We start from the raw sequence: 17,242 nt of genomic DNA on the forward strand, positions 1-17,242 counted from the left end.
AACAATTTGTTAACGTTATTTTAATGGTTAGGCGCATATAAAATGGGCTATCGCAAAATACCGGGTTATTTATCCGTACCTTTAAAGAAATTCCTTAAGCTCATGATCCTTTTTTCGAAGCGAAACCTGCATTATACCGATTACAAATGGACGAATTATACCCAAAATGATCCGCGCGTAAACGGCAAGCCAGATGCAACCCCGTTTGCAAAGGATGAAGGCAACGAAGTTGTTTACCTGATAAACAAACTGATGATATTGTGGGATTACCGTTTTGCCAATACCGGCAACAAAATGGAAAAGCTCATTCACGATGAACTGCCCGCCGAAGTATCTACCCAGGAAGATGTACAGGTTTGGCTTAAGTCGAATTTGAAGTTTTAGGGTTGGTGAAGCCCCCTCTAAATCTCCCCCGGCAGGGGAGACTTTTACTTTGCTATTTTTTTAAGTCCTCCCTACCGGGGAGGATTTAGGAGGGGCTTCACTCCTTCTTAAAATCATAAGGATTATACTCCACAAAATCGGCTACTTTAACCCTTACGCCTGTTACCCTGCCGTTTTGTACGGTGAAGGGGAATACGGCCTTGCCTAAAGTAGGATCTGAAAAGGTTACGTAATAACGGTTGCCACCTAAAGGTTGCAGTTTGGCAAACATTTTAGGGTGGTGTTCAAATCTTATCTCCAGGTCGTTGTTCTCGCCCTGGGTTATATTCATACTGCCATAAAGGCTATTGGTGTATTTGCCGGTATAGTTTTGCGCCGGTAAGGCCGGGCGCAAGTTTAGCAGTACCGAATCGCGCAGTTTTTTATCTGTGGCCTGGTCGGCAGTGGCGCGGGCTTTAAAGCTGGTTAAATATGTGTCACTGTAATTACGATATCCCTGGCCAAAATAGGCATCTAATATCTCCCAGCGTAAGGCTTCAAAAAACTGGTTCTGATCGGTATTGGTTAAAATGATGATACCCAGGTGATCTTGCGGAGATAATGTTACCGAAGATAAATAGCCGTTTACACCGCCATCGTGCATCACCAGCCGGTGGCCCGAGTAGTCCTGTATAAACCATCCCAGCCCGTATAGCTCAAAATTATTCTCGCCATTCAGGTGATGGATGCTGCCCACAATATCCTGGGGTTGCCGGGTGGCCTGTATCGCCGCCGCCGGAATTACCTGCCTGTTGCCAACTTTGCCGTCATTAAGCAAGGCCATCACCCACTTGCTCATGTCATTTACCGACGAGCTGATAGCCCCGGCTGGTGCAAGCCCATCAATCTGGCAATAAGGTATGGCGGTTAGCCGGCCATCATTTAGGGTATGTGGTACGGTACGGTTTATCGATTTGGGCATTTCGGCCGTGAGGGCCAATGTATTGCTCATGCCCAGCGGGGCAAAAATATTTTCTTTCACATACACTTCCCAGGGCTTGCCGGTTACCTTCGGGATAATTTGGCCTGCCGTTAAAAATGCCGAATTGGTATAACCCCATTTGGTGCGGAAAGGATAAGGTGCTTTAATTTGCCCCAGCTTTTGAATAATTTCTTCGCGGCTAAGGTTGGTATTGTAAAATGTAAAATCGCCCTGGAAGGTTTGCAGGCCCAGGCGGTGGCACAATAAATCGCGCACTATGGCTTGCTCGCCGGCAAGTTTATTATCAAGCTTAAACTCCGGCATGTATTTGGTTACCTTATCATCCAACGAAAGCTTGCCGCTGCTTTGCAGCATAGCCAGCGCGGTTGCAGTAAAGGCCTTGGTGTTGCTGCCTATCATAAACAAGGTGTTTACATCCACAAGATTTGGCAGGCCAAGTTCCTTAATGCCGTAACCTTTCATCAGCACAATTTTATTGTCCTTAACAATGCATACCGCCACCCCCGGGATACGCCAGTTGGTAAGGGCGCGGCTTACATACAGGTCAAGGCTATCCCTTATAAACTTGCTCCGGTCGGCATGCTGTGCCTGGGTAACAGCGATAAATGAAATTGAAAACGTAATAAGCAGAAGTATTTTTTTCATTACACTGGTTTTATACTTGGCGAATGTGCTAATTTAACGCAAAATTTACGGCGGCATTACTTATTTTTTAAATAATGCCGCATTCATTATTCAAAGCATTTTATATGAAATTTTACCGTTCAGGCTGGTCGTTCCTGTTAATCGTTCTGTTTATTTTAAACAATAACCTGGCTAAAGCGCAACGCGCACCTACACACTGGGCCAATGATGGCTATCAATATTACAAAACAACAGGCGGCGAAATTACCGTTTATGATACCCGCGATGGCAGCAAAAAAACAGTTTGGATAAGCACGGCCATGCTTACGCCTAAAGGCAAAACACCCATAGGTGTAAAAAGGTTTACTATATCCGACGACGGCAAAAAAGTACTTATCAACACCAATACCAAAAAGGTATGGCGTTATGATACCCGTGGTGATTATTGGGTGTTTGATACCGGCACCCAAAAGCTGTGGCAATTAGGCAAAAACCTGCCCGAATCGTCATTGATGTTTGCTAAACTATCGCCCGATGCAACTAAAGCTGCTTACGTAAGCGGCCATAATATTTATGTAGAGGACCTTACCAGCGGTGATGTTAAACAGCTAACCACCGATGGCAGTACCCACGTTATTAACGGTACGTTCGACTGGGCATACGAAGAGGAATTTGGCTGCCGCGACGGTTTCCGCTGGTCGCCTGATAGCCGCAATATAGCTTATTGGAAGATAGATGCTACCAAAATTAAGAGCTATTATATGCTGAACACAACCGACTCGATATATCCGTTTGTAGTACCGGTTGAGTATCCTGTTGCAGGCGAAGACCCAAGTTCGGCAAAAATTGGCGTAGTTGATATCAGCACTGCTGCTACCAGGTGGATGGACATTCCCGGCGATAATGTGCAGCACTACATCCCCCGTATGGAATGGACATTAAGCCCCAACGAAATTATTGTTGAGCAACTGAACCGCGCCCAAACAGAAAGCAGCGTATTTATCGGCAATATATCAAATGGCACAACCCGCCTTATCCGCGAAGAAAAAAGCAACTCATGGATTGACGGCAAAGAGCGCTGGAACAACGGCGATCCGATGGGCTGGGAGTGGATAAACAAAGGCAAAGATTTTTTATGGGTGAGCGAAAAAGATGGCTGGAAACACATTTACCGCGTAAGCCGCGAAGGAAAAGAAACCCTGCTTACCAAAGGCGATTATGATGTTATTACCGTAAGCCTGATTGACGAAGCCGGCGGTTATATTTATTTTATGGCTTCGCCGGATAACGCTACCCAGAAATATTTATACCGTATTAAACTGGCAGGTGGCAAAGCAGAGCGTGTTTCGCCTGCCGATGAGCCGGGTACCCATGGTTACGATATTTCGCCTAACGGAAAAGTGGCGCTGCACAATTTCAGCAATAGCTATACCCCGCCAGCAAGCGAAGTGGTAAGCCTGCCCGGTCATCAGCATATTGGCGGTAAAGTAATTGCCGTTGATAAGAATGCTAAAAACAAACCCGAGTTTTTTAAAGTAAAAACCGTTGATGGCATTGAAATGGACGGCTGGATGATGAAGCCGACCAACTTTGACCCGAATAAAAAATATCCTGTTGTATTTACCGTTTATGGCGAACCTGCGGGCCAAACCGTTACCGATACCTGGGGTACCGGCCGTAATGGCCTGTATGTAGGCAGCATGGCCGATGATGGGTACATTTACATGTCTGTTGAAGGCCGTGGCGCACCGGCCCCCAAAGGCACAGCATGGCGCAAGGCTATCTATAAAAATATTGGCATCATCAACATTCGCGACCAGGCCATGGCTGCCAAAGAGATCCTGAAATGGCCTTTTGTCGATTCGACGCGCATAGCAGTACACGGTTGGAGCGGTGGCGGTTCATCAACCCTTAACCTGATGTTTCAATATCCCGAAATTTACAAAACAGGGATAGCTGTAGCAGCCGTAGGCGACCAGTTAACCTATGATAACATTTACCAGGAACGCTACATGGGCGTACCGGTTAATGACGAAGGCAAAGCGGCATTTATCAAAGGATCGCCAATTACCTACGCCAAAAACCTGCGCGGCAACCTGCTGTACATACACGGTACCGGCGACGATAACGTGCACTACAAAAACGCAGAAGAACTGATTAACGAGCTGGTTAAATACAACCGACAGTTTGAACTGATGGCTTACCCTAACCGTACCCACGGCATTTTTGAAGGCCCGGGCACCAGCCTGCACCTGCACACCATGTTCACCAAATATTTGAAAGAACATTGCCCGCCGGGTGGGAGATAGGATGGTGGTTTGATAGTGGAAACGCCCCTCGTTTTTACGAGGGGCGTTTTTGTTAATTCGGTATGTCGTCCTAAAAAAAGTTTACAGGTTTTTAATAATCCTGCTGTGTATTTACAAGCTTGTGGTGTTTTGCCCCGCTGGGGCAAAATGGATGTGTGGCGTGTATTTCTACAAAGCTTTTGTCCGTCTGGGACAGCTTTTGCGTCTGAAATCTATCTTAGCAGAAATCCATTTGAGAAAACAACAAAAAATAATTGCGTAATAACAAACCGCGAACAACTGAAGGCCTGTCCCAGAGGGACAAAAGCTTTGTAGCACCCACCCATCCCATTTTTTTTTGCCCCAGAGGGTAAAACTTAGTTAAGCGATTATTCAGGAAGTTTGAAAATATTGTTCATCATACTCAATATCAAAATAACGGCTATCCATTAAGAAAACGACAAAAACAATTGTGCCATTACAAACCAATAACAACCGAAGCCCTGTCCCAGAGGGACAAAAGCTTTGTAGCACCCACGTATCCTGTTTTTTTGCCCCAGAGGGGCAAAACTTAGCTAAGCGATTTATTCAGGAAGCTTGAAAATATATTGTTCATCATAAGGAATATCAAAACGTTTTAATAATTGCCGATATTCCGTTAAAAACGTTTTCTCATTATGGTGCTTCTTTTGATTTAATATGTATTTGACCACCCTATCAACCTCCGATTTGCTATGACTAAAAGCACCATACCCATCCTGCCATTGAAATTTTCCGGCAGTTAAATTCTCTTTGTTTACCCATTCAGACGAGTCACTTTTTAACACCCGCATCAGATCGGCTATTGCTTGTTTAGGATTTAAACCAATAAGCAAATGGACATGATCGGGCATGTTGTTAATGGCGATCATTTTATGGCCGTTATTTTGAACAATTGCGGTCATATATAAACGTAGCCGCTCGTCCCACTTTTCGGAAATTAATGATGCACGAAATTTCACTGCAAATACAAAATGGATATATAACTGTGTGTAGGTATTGTTTGTAGCCATAGCTTGTCTGGTAAGGGCATGTTCAAGAAGTTGAGTCCCTCTGGGACTCTAAAACAGGGTTAATTTATTTCTACAAAGCTTTTGTCCCTCTGGGACAGGAGGTTTGCATGTAGGCGTTTTGGTGAATTTTAAATGTTACATAATTCCCTTCGTTAAGAGGCATTTAAAAAATGGTTTTATTACTGCCTCGCAAACAACATCCCATCCACATTAACCGTGCTTACCTTGCCCAGTTCGTCGATATTAAATGTAGCACCAATTTTGCCGTATTCCTTGCGTACGTATGGGCCAACAAAGGTATCGTAGTTCCAGCAGCTGGCTTCGGCGGTTATAAAATTGTTGATGTTGAATGTTAGTTTATCGGCTGTGGCCGTTATCACTACTGTTCCATAAAGCGGATCGGTGTAGGTGCCGGCATAGGCTTTCAGGTCAAGTGTGGGATGGGTGCCTATAACGCGTTTAGCTTCATAATCTTTGGTTGATTTTTCCCGTTTGGCCAGGATATCGCCGTAAAGCTTTAAAAACTCCTTGCTCCAGTCGCGGTTGCCGCCTAATGCAAAGTAATCAAAGGCTTTAAACATCAGGGCATGGCGCACTTCGGCGTGATCAAGGTTGGCCAGTATGTATACGCCCATCTTTTTATCTACAATCATCCCGTTTATGGCTACCAGCCCTGTGAGGCTGCCGGTATGAAAATCGACTTTCTGCCCCTGGTAATCCTGCTGAAACCAGCCCAGGCCGTAGGTTATCCAATGCGGTTTGGTAACCCGGGCTGTGGGGTAAAATTCACTCTCGGATACAAATGTTTGCGGCTTAAGCAGCATGGCCCAGCTTTCGGGTTTAAGCAGGCGCTGATTGCCGTTATACTTAGTGCTATCGAGCATGCAATTAACCCATTTGGCCATATCCTCTACGCTTGACCATACGCCACCCGCCGGACCAATGGCATCGGTAACATCTTTTTGGGCTACAACAATGCTGCTATCTACCTTAATATGTGCCGACGATTGGTTAGGTACGCCTTTAATTTTGCTGAAAGCAGGTACAGACCGGGTCATTTTTAGTGGGGTAAAAATCCTTTTCTGCACAAAATCTGCCCAGGGCATGCCGCTGGCCTTCTCAATTACTTTACCCGCTGTTACATAAAATAAGTTTTGGTACACAAACCCGGCCCTGAAGCCATATTCTGGTTTTGCCAGGCGCAAACGATGAAGCATCTCATCAGCCGGAATGTTCATGTAGGCCCATAAATAATCTGTATTGCCCACGCCGCTATCATGCAAAAATAAATCGCGTACCGTTAGCTCGCGGGTTACGTAGGGATCGTATAGCTGAAAACCGGGCAGGTAATCTGTTACTTTGTCATCCCAGTGCAGTTTACCTTCGTCAACCAGCATGGCGGCACAGGCAGCGGTCATAGCCTTGGTTGTTGATGCAATGGCAAAAATAGTTTGCGTATCAACCTTATCGGGTTTGCCCATTTCACGTATGCCATAGCCTTTTGCAAATATTACCTTACCATCTTTTACTACTGCAATGGCCAGGCCAGGCACATGCCAGTCGGTAACGGCTTGCTGAACGTAGTTGTCAAAATCCTGGATGTTCGCACTGGTTTGGGCAAACGCCATTGCAGGTGCAAGGCATATGAATAGCAGGCATTTTAAAAGTTTCATGATTTTTGGCTAAAGGTTTTCTGCACTCAATATAGCGATAAAATATAATGCAGCCTATGCGTTGCTATCTAAATAAAAAGCACAAAAAAATACCCTTGGCTTTAATGCAAAGAGTACCCGTTATAATTTGGTTAAAACGCCCTGTTGTTAGTACGCAGGAGGCAAGTCTTCTCCGTCTGTATAAGTTACCGATTCCACGTTTTTTGTCAGTTTGTTAGTCTCGGTATCAAAATCACTTTTGCGGCCAAGCATGGTAAAATTTTCGGCGACTACTTCGGTGGTGTACTTCTTGATGCCGTCTTTATCTTCAAACGACCGGGTCCGCAATTTGCCTTCTATATACACCAGCTTCCCTTTTTGTAAAAATTTTGCAGCCATATCTGCAAGGCCGCGCCACATTACAATATTATGCCATTCGGTTTGTTCAACCTTGCGACCATCTTTGTTATAGGTTTCGGATGTAGCTAACGGAAAACTTGTTACTGATACTCCACCATCTAAAGTACGCAATTCAGGGTCCTTGCCTAAATGGCCAACAAGGATAACTTTATTAATTCCAGACATGCCATAAAATAACGGAAATTATTTTATAAATTAAAAATGTTTTTTATTAATATAAAAATGACCTTCGGAAGTGCCAGTTCATGTAAGCTGTCAACGGGGATAAACGCCCAGTTTTCTTTCAAAATAAGTGGAGTATTAGTGGTTTTTACCATCCGCACAAATAGCCGTTGGTGGGTAAGTATATGTTTTATTACGGAAGTATCTTCCGTAATGTTTAGTTCGTTCCCAAACATAGCAGTAACTTCAGGGAGTTTTGCCAGTTCGTGCGCTGGTAGCATCTCAGGCGTTTCAACCATTGGTAAGTCATACATATTGGCCCAGATGTCTTTATCGCCCCTTTTATTCATTAAAACGGTGTTCCCATCTGTAACTAAAAAGTAATTGAAAAAGCGTTCGCGCACTTTTACAGTTTTTAATTTTACAGGCAATGCAGTTGTTGCATTGTTTAAAAAAGCAGCACAGCCTACATTTACCGGGCAAATGCCGCATCCTGGATTTTTAGGTTTGCAAAGCATTGCCCCAAACTCCATCATAGCCTGGTTATGCAATGCTGCATTTTGCTTATTAAGCAAATTTGTGGCAAGTGATTGGAAAGTCTTTTTACCCGTGGAGGAATTAATAGCTTCATAAATTCCAAAATATCGGGCCAGCACCCTGTACACGTTACCATCAACAACAGCCCTTGCTTCGTTTGACGAGAAAGATGAAATGGCAGCCGCGGTGTATTCGCCAATACCTTTAAGTTTAATTAGGTCGTCATAGCTTTCGGGGAAAACGCCGTTGTACATTTGCTGCACCAGCTGCGCGGTTTTGAGCATATTGCGCCCACGGGAATAATAGCCAAGGCCCTGCCAAAGTTTAAGCACCTCGTCTTCATGGGCTGCTGCAAAATCGCTCACTGTTGGGTACTTTTCCACAAAGCGGTTAAAATAAGGCAGCCCCTGTTCAACGCGGGTTTGCTGCAAAATAATTTCTGACAGCCATATCGTATAAGCATCGGTAGTATTACGCCAGGGCAGGTCGCGTTTGTTGGCAAGGTACCATTGTACCAGTTCGTCGGTAAAGTTCATTGGGAGTAAAGGTAGCGAGGTAAATGGTAAATGGCAGCATTAGCCGGCCTGAAGTTTAATAAGCAACACTTTAATAGATAGCATCTTAATTTATGCCCGATTTGTGAAATATCCGGAATGATGCAGGTGCTTACTAATATGGCGGTGGATGTTTATTAATATCCTTTTATATATTTGGGGTAAATGCAACACCTCTCTATCGGCCAGCATATTATCCAGGGCATTAAACAAACCAGTTACCTGGAGTGGGTTGGGGCCGTTACAACTATTGCCTGCGTTTACCTGGCGGCGCGGCAGAATATCTGGAACTGGCTGGCCGGAATTATTGCTGTAATAGCCTACATGGTGGTATTTTTTGAAAGTGGTTTATTTGGCGATGCCTATTTGCAAATTTACTTCCTTGGTACGGGTGTTTACGGGTGGTATTTTTGGCTTCGTAAAAAAGAGCGGGATGAAAAACCGGTAGTTAGCCTTAATGGCAAAGCGTATGCTTTGGTAATATTGGCCACTCTTGCCTTATCAGGATTGCTTGGCCTTTATCTTCAGTATTTTACATCAAGTACGGTGCCTTATATCGATGGCTTTTGCACCGCGGTAAGTTTTATGGCCCAATTGCTGATGACCCGGAAAATCCTGCAAAACTGGGCGCTTTGGGTATTTGTTGATATTTGTTATGTGCCGTTATATATCTACAAAAATCTGTATATAACCGCGGTTTTATATGCCATTTTGCTTGTTTTAGGTACCATGGGATACATTGACTGGTATAAAGAATATAAAGGCAAGTCTTGAGTCGAAAGTTTTAAGTTCTAAACCAGGGAAATGGTATTTATATAAAAACAAGTTGTGGTACCGGGAGGGTAAAAAAATGAATTGAGACTTCCGTCTTAAAACTTTCGACTTAACTGAATACTATCTCCTCATCGGCCCAGCCGTCTAATTCCTGCGGATTGTGGCTTACGATGATGGTGGTTATCTTTAACTCTTTCGATAATGTTTTCAATTCGGCCATCAGTTCGGTTTTCATTTTTGCATCCAGGGCCGAAAAGGGCTCGTCCATTAAAAGTAACCGGGGTTTGGTAGCCAACGCCCGCAAAATGGCCAGGCGCTGTTGCTGGCCACCCGACAGGTAATCGGGTTTATGCGTTTGCAGCGATTCTAATTTGCCCAGCAATAGCAGTTTGTTTATCCATTTTTCATCACCAGTAGCATATTCAAGATGTTGCCTCACCGTCATATTGGGGAACAGCGCGTATTGTTGGAATACAAAACCGATATTTCTTTTTTGGGTTGATAGGCTGACCTTCGCTTCCGAATTAAACCAGGTTTCGTTATCAACCTTGATAATCCCTTTTTCGGGGCTGATAAGCCCCGCTATTACCTTTAAAAAAGTTGTTTTTCCCGAGCCCGATGGCCCATGTATTTTGGTGACACTGCCCGTGGCAAATTGTTTATCAATGTGTAGCACCTGCTGCCCATGATAGGCCTTTAGCTTCTTTTCGATATTGATGCTGATCATCCTAAAGGGCTTTTTGCTTGATATTTATTAAACACAAAAATAGCTATAACCATTACAAACGTTATCGAAAATAAAATGAGCGAATAATTATTAGCTGATGTATAATCCATTTTTTCCACAGCATCATAAACGGCTATAGAAGCTACGCGGGTAACGCCGGGGATATTGCCACCTATCATCAGCACCACTCCAAATTCGCCCAGGGTATGTGCAAAGCTAAGTACAACGGCGGTTAGCAGCGATGGTTTGATATTGGGCAGCAACACGCTTTTAAATGTTTGCCAACGCGATTTGCCTAACGTGTAAGATGCTTCGGCCAAAGCAGCAGGCAGCTGCTGTAATGCCGATTTTACCGGGCCAATCATAAAAGGCATGCTGTAAATTACCGATGCCAATACTAAACCAGGGAACGAAAACACCAACTGTACGTCAAAGCTATCATGCAGCCATTTGCCCAGCCCGTGCTGCGGGCTAAAGGCCAGTAACAAATAAAAGCCCAATACCGATGGCGGCAAAACCAATGGCATGGTGATAATGGCTTCCACCACGATTTTGAAAAAAGACCTCCCTCCGGATAGCCACCACGCAAAAGGTATTCCTACAATAAATAACAGCGCCGTGGTGATGCCGGCCAATTTTAAAGTAAGCCATATTGGGGATAAGTCCATCAACAAAAATAGTGGTTATTGTATACGGTAGCCATAGCTTGCAAAAATACTTTTGGCTGCCGGGCTTAATATATACTGGTAAAATCTTTCGGCACCGCGGTTATCTATACCATGTTTCAATAGTACCATGCCCTGCAAAATAGGTTTGTAATATTTAGGGTCGATAACCTTGTAGTACAAATCTGTTTTGGAGCCGGCTTCCTTTACAAGCGATTGGGTAGTAAAACCAACGTCGGCTACGCCGGTAGTAACATAGGTATTTACCTGCGATATGCTTTCGCCATAAACAGTTTTTGATTTCACTTCGTCTAAAATGCCTTTGTATTTCAAAACCTCTTCAGCGGCTTTACCGTAAGGGGCAATGGCCGGGTTGGCTATAGCTATTTTTTTTACCCGTGCAGTTAATAACATGCGTTCCCAATTCTCGAACCCAATGTTTTGCGAACTGCAAATGATAAGGCTTCCCCTTGCGTATTCCACCGGCTGTTTGGCAGCAAAGCCGCCCTTAAAAAGCGTTTCAGGGAAGCTCATATCGGCAGATAAAAATACGTCAAATGGAGCACCGTTGCTTATTTGCGCCACAAGCTTACCCGATGAACCAACTACCGGCTCAATGTTTATTCCCGTTTTCTGCTTAAAATCTTTCTGCAACACTTCAATAACCGATTGCAGGTTGGCGGCGGCTGCAACCCTCACATTTTGCGCGGCAACAGGCAAATAAGTAAAAAGGCAAATAGCTGGTAAAAAAAATATGTATTTAAACAGCTTGTTATGGTATTCTATGTGTTCCATTTGTACTTGTTTTATGTGGGGCATGGCGAAAATGCATCGTTTTTTTATTGTTTAACCAGGGTGTTGGGGTCGTCCCCGCAAAGCAAATATAAACTTGTTATACAATTAATTAATTGATGCCGGCCAGCGAAAATTTACAAGAGATATCATTGCCGGTTCCGCAATTTATATATATGTTGCGTAAGTTGGTTTACTTTATAAAAAACTATAAAAAGGTGGATAAAAATAGTGTTTAAACCTAATAAAAATCATATTTAAATAACTGTATTATATACCTTTAATAGGATTATAAAAAGAAATGTACTATCATTGTATCCGGCCTGACGCTAACCAAATTAACCAGCTTTCGTGCCCGCAAAACCAAGCTGCGGGTACGAAAGATACTTACCCCTTTTAATTGCGTATGTGCAAACTATTAAAGAGATATTTTACTGCCGTTTTACTATCCTTTTTTTATTTTATCACTCCTGCTTCTGCCCAAACCGTTGTCCGGCTGGACGACCATGTTAAGCAGCATATATTTGAATACAGGCAAGTTTATTTTTTTGAAGATACCACCGGCCGCCTGCGGTTTACCGGCGATGGCGTACCTGCTTTTGATGGTAGTTTTAAGGTAAACCCCGAACCAACACCAGTTACCCGGAACGTAAATTCTACCTATTGGTACCGCATCAAAATCGGCGGGAATCCCGCCACTAAGAACAGCTGGCTGCTGGAATTTTTTGATCAAACTATTGACAGTATAACAGTTTATTCGCCTATCGGCGCTAACAAATATGTACCGGTACTTTTGGGGAGCAGCCGTCCGTTTTCGGAGCGGTTTTATCATCATAAAAACTTTAGCCTTAATTTAAATAACCCCGGAACCGGCGATGCGGTTTATTACGTCAGTATCCGGTCGCACCATTCGGTCAACGTAATAATGGTACTGCGTACCGTTAGCTGGTTTATTAGTTACGCGCTGGACGAGTATTTCTTTTTTGGCGTTTTTTACGGTATGATACTGGTTTTTGGCCTGTATAACCTCATGATGTTTATTGCTATGCGTAAGGTGCAATACCTTTACTACATAGCCTATAACATTAGCATTGGCCTTTATGAAATGTGTGCCGATGGTATTGCCTATCAGTATATATGGCCCAATAACCCTGGGTGGAACCAGTATGCTTACGGTATTGCTTTATTTGCCGCCAGTATTTTTGCGGTACTGTTTACCCAAAGCCTGCTCAATTTAAAGGTAAACGCACCGCGTTTATATAAAGCAACCAGTTGGGTTATTGCGCTGCGATGCCTGTTTTTTGCGGCTTGCATCCTTATAAACAACAGTTGGTTTAACTACAAGATTATTGAATTTATACCATTGCTGCTGGCGTTTTATGCAGGCTGCTATACCTGGGCAAAAGGATACAAGCCGGCCCGTTTTTTTGTTATCGGGTATTTGTTTTTGCTCACGGGTTTTATCATCAAAAGCTGTATTGCTTTAAACATGTGGTGGCTGCCGGTTACCGAGTTTGATTATTACAGCCTGAGCGTTTGCTTTATTACCGAAATGCTATTCATTTCTTTTGCTATTGGCGACAAAGTACGCATCCTGAAAAAGGAAAAGGACGACGCCCAGGTAGCAATGATTAAGCAAATGAAGCAGAACGAGGAATTGAAAGACGTGCTGAACAAACGCCTGGAAGAACAGGTGCAGGAACGTACGAAAGAACTGGTTGAAAAATCATCAATGATAGCCGACCAGAACGAGGAACTACGATCTGTAAACGAATTACTACAGCAGCAAGCCGAAGAAATTTCGCGCATGAATGTGTTGTTGGAGAAAGATAATGTTACGTTGCATAACGATATTGAGAAGGTAACGCACGACAGGGTAATGTCGGCTGAGGTTGATTTTGAGGAGTTCAGCAAAATCTATCCCGACCGGGAAACCTGTTTTAAATTCCTGAGCGACCTGAAGTGGGAAAATGGCTACGCCTGTCGCAAATGTGGCGGTACGCATTACGGGGGCGGGCATTTGCCGTACAGCCGCCGCTGCTCCAAATGCGGTTATGAAGAATCGGTGATTGCCTACACCATTTTACAAAATACCCGCATCCCCATCAATAAAGCTTTTTATATGATCTTTTTGATGTACTCTACAAAAGGCAAAATTTCGTCACATAAATTATCAGAGATATTATCCATTCGCCAAAGTACCTGCTGGGCCTACAGCACCCGTATTAAAAAAGCCATGGAGGCCCAGAAAAAAGAAATTAAAAACGCAGGCTCAAAAGGCTGGAGTAAGTTGGTGATTGAGAACACGGCAGAATAGGTAAAAAGGGGGACTGATAAGGTTCGTCGAAAATAGATAAATTATTGACAAACAATAATAAAGGTACTCCATGCCGTGTTTTTGAAATTCTCTACATTGGTGATTCCTATACCAAGCCGTTTCAGAGTATTCTATGCATACCACGCGTTCTGATTGAAAACATTTGTTCTCGATTAAAGTAAAATGACTCCTGTCATCCTGACGAAGGAAGGATCTATTAGCCAACAAGCATCACCGCCATAAAAGTTTGCGAACAGATGCTTCGTACCTACCCATGACATGTTGTACTTTCGAGGTGCGCAGGCCGGTCACCCTGAGCCTGTCGAAGGGGCGCGCGGAGAGGCCTTTGCCCGCTATGCTTCGACAGGCTGCCAATGACAAGTCTGTAACTTGCTGGTTATTAGCATTAAAAAATGTCATTTTCAATGCGGTTATTTGCTAAACGCAAATATCGGTTACTGCCAATGACAAGTCTGTAACTTGCTGGTTATTAGCATTAAAAAATGTCATTTTCAATGCGGTTATTTGCTAAACGCAAATATCGGTTACTGCCAATGACAAGTCTGTAACTTGCTGGTTATTAGCATTAAAAAATGTCATTTTCAATGCGGTTATTTGCTAAACGCAAATATCGGTTACTCACCATGACAGCCCTTTTAACGATGTCATTCTCCCTTCAGAATTTCGCGAAATTTTACCACTCAGCATGACAGAGTCATTATGAGGTACGAAGCACAACAACAAAAGCCCGGCAATCACCGGGCTTTTGTATTATAATCTGCATATCATCCAGCTTACTGCACCTGGAACATGTTGTTAAAGTTTGTACCATCCGGATAGTAGCCCGAAATTACCAGGTTACCATTGCGCAGGTTAGTGATTACTTTATCAATATCAGCTACGCTGTTTATTGGCGATTTATTGATGCTTGTAATGATAGAGCCCACCGGGATCTCGAAGCTATCAAACACCCTGCCTTCACGCACCTGGGTTACCACAACACCGGAGTTTACATGGAATTTGGCTTTTTGGGCCGGGCTTAATGGCTGGAAGCTTGCGCCCAATTTGTTAAATAATTCCTCGGCCGATTTTGATACGGCTGCTGTGCGGGTACCAGTAGGGTTGGCGTCTGCTTTAAGCGTAACTGCAAAGGTTTTTTCTTTACCATCACGCAGCACGGTCATATTTACTTTGTCGCCTGGTTGTAAACGGCCCACGTGCTCTTGTAAGTCAGATGATTCATACACAGGTACGCCTTCCACTTTTTCAATAATATCACCTTTTTGGATACCGGCAGCTTCTGCACCACCGCCCTCAACCAGGTCATTAACATATAAGCCGGTTGTATTGTTGATGTTTAATTTTTGTGCTACATCGGGGTTAAGCTCAGTAAAGCTTACACCAACAAAACCACGTTTTACAGTACCATACTTCTTGATATCATTCAGTACTTTTTTTGCCAGGTTAACCGGAATTGCAAAACCATATCCTTCATATGAGCCGGTGTGCGATGCTATAGCGGCGTTGATGCCTATCAGTTCGCCTTTGGTATTTACAAGCGCTCCGCCGCTGTTGCCAGGGTTAATGGCAGCATCTGTTTGGATGAACGATTCGATCGCCTTGTTTAACTTAGGCGTTGTTTGCTGGTTGCGGGTACGGCCAAACGGATTGCTTTGGTCCTGGTTGTCCTCGCTGCCAATGATGCCTATGTTACGGCCTTTGGCGCTGATAATACCGGCGGTAACGGTTGAATTAAGGTTAAAAGGGTTACCTACCGCCAACACCCATTCCCCAACACGGGCATCATCTGAATTGCCCAATTTTACAATTGGAAGGTCGGTAGCACTTATCTTGATCAGCGCAAGGTCGGTACTTGGATCGGTACCAATCACTTTAGCCTGGAAAGTGCGGTGGTCATTGGTAGCAACCGTAATTTTATCGGCTTTTTCAACCACGTGGTTGTTGGTTACAATGTAGCCATCATTGGAAATGATTACACCCGATCCGGATGCCATTTGCGGGCCTTGCGGGCGTACACGCTGGCCAAACATATCGCCAAACATCTGTTCAAACTGGTCCTGTCCGCTGCTGCCCGATTGGCTGCTGTAGGTAGTACGAATGTAAACCACGGCAGGCGTTACCGCTGCCGCAGCTTCCGTAAAATCAAGCGCACCGGTTGAAGATACTACAGGGGCCGAGGGATTACTGGTAAAATAAACTTTCTGTTTGTCTTCGAAGCTCAGGTTGTCGGCATACTTGCTCTCGATAACCTTGTAAGTGCCTAAAGCCATGGCTCCTCCAACAAAAGCGGTTAATAATGTTAAACCAATCTTTTTCATCTTTATATTTGCCTTTCTTTATTTTGTTTATAATTAACAAATCAAATTTAATACCATATAGACGACATAAGCAACGATAAGTTATTAGGTTTTTTGTTAAAATTTGTTAAAATGATTTTACTTAACCACAACCATACTTAATAACAATTTGTTTGAGGTAAGTAATTGATACTAAATGATATTATTGTGAAGATACGATTTTATAAATACCAGGGTGCCGGTAACGACTTTATACTGGTTGATAACCGCGAAAATATAGTTGACCATAACAATCCTAAGCTGATTGCCAGCCTGTGCGACCGCCGTTTTGGAATTGGCGGCGATGGCATGATGTTTTTGCAGAATAAAGAAGGCTTTGATTTTGAGATGGTTTATTATAACGCCGATGGCCAGCCCAGCAGCATGTGCGGTAACGGCGGCCGTTGCATTGTAGCCTTTGCAAAGTTTTTGGGTGTGATTGACACCGAAACTGAATTTTTGGCGGTAGACGGTCCTCATTATGCCAAAATTTCATCGGAAGGGGATTGGGTAAGCCTGCAAATGATAGATGTAAAAGAGCTAAAAACCGACCTGGACGCTTATGTGCTCAATACCGGATCGCCACATTACGTTAAACTGGTTGATGACCTTGCACACCGCGATGTTTTTCATGAAGGCAAAGCCATCCGTAACAATGCTACTTACCGCGAGAAAGGCATCAATGTAAATTTTGTTGAACCAACCGATGATGGATACTTTGTGCGCACTTTTGAACGGGGAGTAGAGGATGAGACCTTCGCCTGCGGAACAGGTGTAACCGCGGTAGCACTTGCTATGGCCAGCCACAACCAGCAAACGGGGCATATTGATACACCGATAAAAGTATTGGGCGGCAACCTTAATATTCGTTTTGATTATGACGGAAAGGTTTTTACCGATATATTTTTGGAAGGCCCCGCCGTGCAGGTATTTGATGGTGTAGTAGAGGTATAAC

At 43.7% G+C, this 17,242-nt stretch carries 13 protein-coding genes and 1 pseudogene; 5 read left to right on the plus strand and 9 right to left on the minus strand.

Going from position 1 to position 17,242, the window contains the following annotated elements; all coding sequences use genetic code 11:
- Positions 1–102: 102 nt before the first annotated feature.
- Positions 103–384 (plus strand): hypothetical protein, encoded by a 282-nt coding sequence (locus FSB76_RS16335; protein WP_147055120.1) that lies wholly within the window; start codon positions 103–105, stop codon positions 382–384.
- 97 nt (positions 385–481) lie between these two features.
- On the opposite strand, the gene FSB76_RS16340 is transcribed toward FSB76_RS16335, so the two are convergent.
- Positions 482–2,011, minus strand: coding sequence for a serine hydrolase (locus tag FSB76_RS16340; protein WP_147055122.1), 1,530 nt, complete (start codon positions 2,009–2,011; stop codon positions 482–484).
- A 104-nt stretch (positions 2,012–2,115) separates the two neighbouring features.
- On the opposite strand from FSB76_RS16340, the gene FSB76_RS16345 reads away from it, so the two are divergent.
- The gene (locus FSB76_RS16345) at positions 2,116–4,299 is read left to right on the plus strand and encodes a S9 family peptidase (RefSeq protein ID WP_147055124.1); all 2,184 of its coding nucleotides are present in this window, start codon (positions 2,116–2,118) and stop codon (positions 4,297–4,299) included.
- Positions 4,300–4,862: 563 nt separating this feature from the next.
- Here the strand turns inward: FSB76_RS16345 and tnpA are convergent.
- The 4 genes from tnpA to mutY form a co-directional block, all read right to left on the minus strand.
- Positions 4,863–5,330: an IS200/IS605 family transposase gene (gene tnpA, locus FSB76_RS16350; protein WP_147055126.1), complete on the minus strand. Its 468-nt coding sequence runs from the start codon at positions 5,328–5,330 to the stop codon at positions 4,863–4,865.
- A gap of 179 nt (positions 5,331–5,509) precedes the next feature.
- A complete protein-coding gene (locus tag FSB76_RS16355) occupies positions 5,510–7,003 on the minus strand; it encodes a serine hydrolase (protein ID WP_147055128.1) in 1,494 nt (497 codons plus the stop codon).
- A gap of 147 nt (positions 7,004–7,150) precedes the next feature.
- Positions 7,151–7,567, minus strand: a complete 417-nt coding sequence (locus tag FSB76_RS16360; RefSeq protein ID WP_147055130.1) for a single-stranded DNA-binding protein — start codon at positions 7,565–7,567, stop codon at positions 7,151–7,153.
- A gap of 23 nt (positions 7,568–7,590) precedes the next feature.
- Complete coding sequence (gene mutY / locus FSB76_RS16365) at positions 7,591–8,637, minus strand: A/G-specific adenine glycosylase (protein ID WP_147055132.1); 1,047 nt, start codon at positions 8,635–8,637, stop codon at positions 7,591–7,593.
- Between the two features lie 183 nt (positions 8,638–8,820).
- On the opposite strand from mutY, the gene pnuC reads away from it, so the two are divergent.
- A complete protein-coding gene (gene pnuC, locus FSB76_RS16370; RefSeq protein WP_147055134.1) occupies positions 8,821–9,429 on the plus strand; it encodes a nicotinamide riboside transporter PnuC in 609 nt (202 codons plus the stop codon).
- A gap of 237 nt (positions 9,430–9,666) precedes the next feature.
- Here pnuC and FSB76_RS16375 read toward each other — a convergent pair.
- The 3 genes and pseudogenes from FSB76_RS16375 to modA form a co-directional block, all read right to left on the minus strand.
- A pseudogene (locus FSB76_RS16375) lies at positions 9,667–10,156 on the minus strand (ATP-binding cassette domain-containing protein); the annotation flags it as partial.
- Positions 10,153–10,824, minus strand: coding sequence for a molybdate ABC transporter permease subunit (modB, locus tag FSB76_RS16380; RefSeq protein WP_147055138.1), 672 nt, complete (start codon positions 10,822–10,824; stop codon positions 10,153–10,155). The pseudogene FSB76_RS16375 and the gene modB, both read right to left, overlap by 4 nt.
- A gap of 15 nt (positions 10,825–10,839) precedes the next feature.
- On the minus strand, positions 10,840–11,616 hold the full coding sequence (modA, locus tag FSB76_RS16385; protein ID WP_147055140.1) for a molybdate ABC transporter substrate-binding protein: 777 nt from the start codon (positions 11,614–11,616) through the stop codon (positions 10,840–10,842).
- Between the two features lie 403 nt (positions 11,617–12,019).
- On the opposite strand from modA, the gene FSB76_RS16390 reads away from it, so the two are divergent.
- Positions 12,020–13,930 (plus strand): 7TM diverse intracellular signaling domain-containing protein, encoded by a 1,911-nt coding sequence (locus FSB76_RS16390; protein WP_147055142.1) that lies wholly within the window; start codon positions 12,020–12,022, stop codon positions 13,928–13,930.
- Positions 13,931–14,724: 794 nt separating this feature from the next.
- Here the strand turns inward: FSB76_RS16390 and FSB76_RS16395 are convergent.
- A complete protein-coding gene (locus tag FSB76_RS16395) occupies positions 14,725–16,269 on the minus strand; it encodes a Do family serine endopeptidase (RefSeq protein WP_147055144.1) in 1,545 nt (514 codons plus the stop codon).
- 186 nt (positions 16,270–16,455) lie between these two features.
- Here FSB76_RS16395 and dapF point away from each other — a divergent pair, with 186 nt between their 5' ends.
- A complete protein-coding gene (dapF, locus tag FSB76_RS16400) occupies positions 16,456–17,241 on the plus strand; it encodes a diaminopimelate epimerase (protein WP_192910154.1) in 786 nt (261 codons plus the stop codon).
- Position 17,242: the final 1 nt, after the last annotated feature.

This window comes from Mucilaginibacter ginsenosidivorax (assembly GCF_007971525.1).
GTDB classification, from domain to species: domain Bacteria; phylum Bacteroidota; class Bacteroidia; order Sphingobacteriales; family Sphingobacteriaceae; genus Mucilaginibacter; species Mucilaginibacter ginsenosidivorax.

Coding starts and splice junctions, on each gene's coding strand:
- FSB76_RS16395 (WP_147055144.1), bottom strand. CDS start 16,269: ATGAAAAAGATTGGTTTAACATTATTAACCGCTTTTGTTGGAGGAGCC.
- mutY (WP_147055132.1), bottom strand. CDS start 8,637: ATGAACTTTACCGACGAACTGGTACAATGGTACCTTGCCAACAAACGC.
- FSB76_RS16360 (WP_147055130.1), bottom strand. CDS start 7,567: ATGTCTGGAATTAATAAAGTTATCCTTGTTGGCCATTTAGGCAAGGAC.
- FSB76_RS16355 (WP_147055128.1), bottom strand. CDS start 7,003: ATGAAACTTTTAAAATGCCTGCTATTCATATGCCTTGCACCTGCAATG.
- modB (WP_147055138.1), bottom strand. CDS start 10,824: ATGGACTTATCCCCAATATGGCTTACTTTAAAATTGGCCGGCATCACC.
- pnuC (WP_147055134.1), top strand. CDS start 8,821: ATGCAACACCTCTCTATCGGCCAGCATATTATCCAGGGCATTAAACAA.
- FSB76_RS16345 (WP_147055124.1), top strand. CDS start 2,116: ATGAAATTTTACCGTTCAGGCTGGTCGTTCCTGTTAATCGTTCTGTTT.
- FSB76_RS16340 (WP_147055122.1), bottom strand. CDS start 2,011: ATGAAAAAAATACTTCTGCTTATTACGTTTTCAATTTCATTTATCGCT.
- FSB76_RS16390 (WP_147055142.1), top strand. CDS start 12,020: ATGTGCAAACTATTAAAGAGATATTTTACTGCCGTTTTACTATCCTTT.
- FSB76_RS16335 (WP_147055120.1), top strand. CDS start 103: ATGATCCTTTTTTCGAAGCGAAACCTGCATTATACCGATTACAAATGG.
- modA (WP_147055140.1), bottom strand. CDS start 11,616: ATGGAACACATAGAATACCATAACAAGCTGTTTAAATACATATTTTTT.
- tnpA (WP_147055126.1), bottom strand. CDS start 5,330: ATGGCTACAAACAATACCTACACACAGTTATATATCCATTTTGTATTT.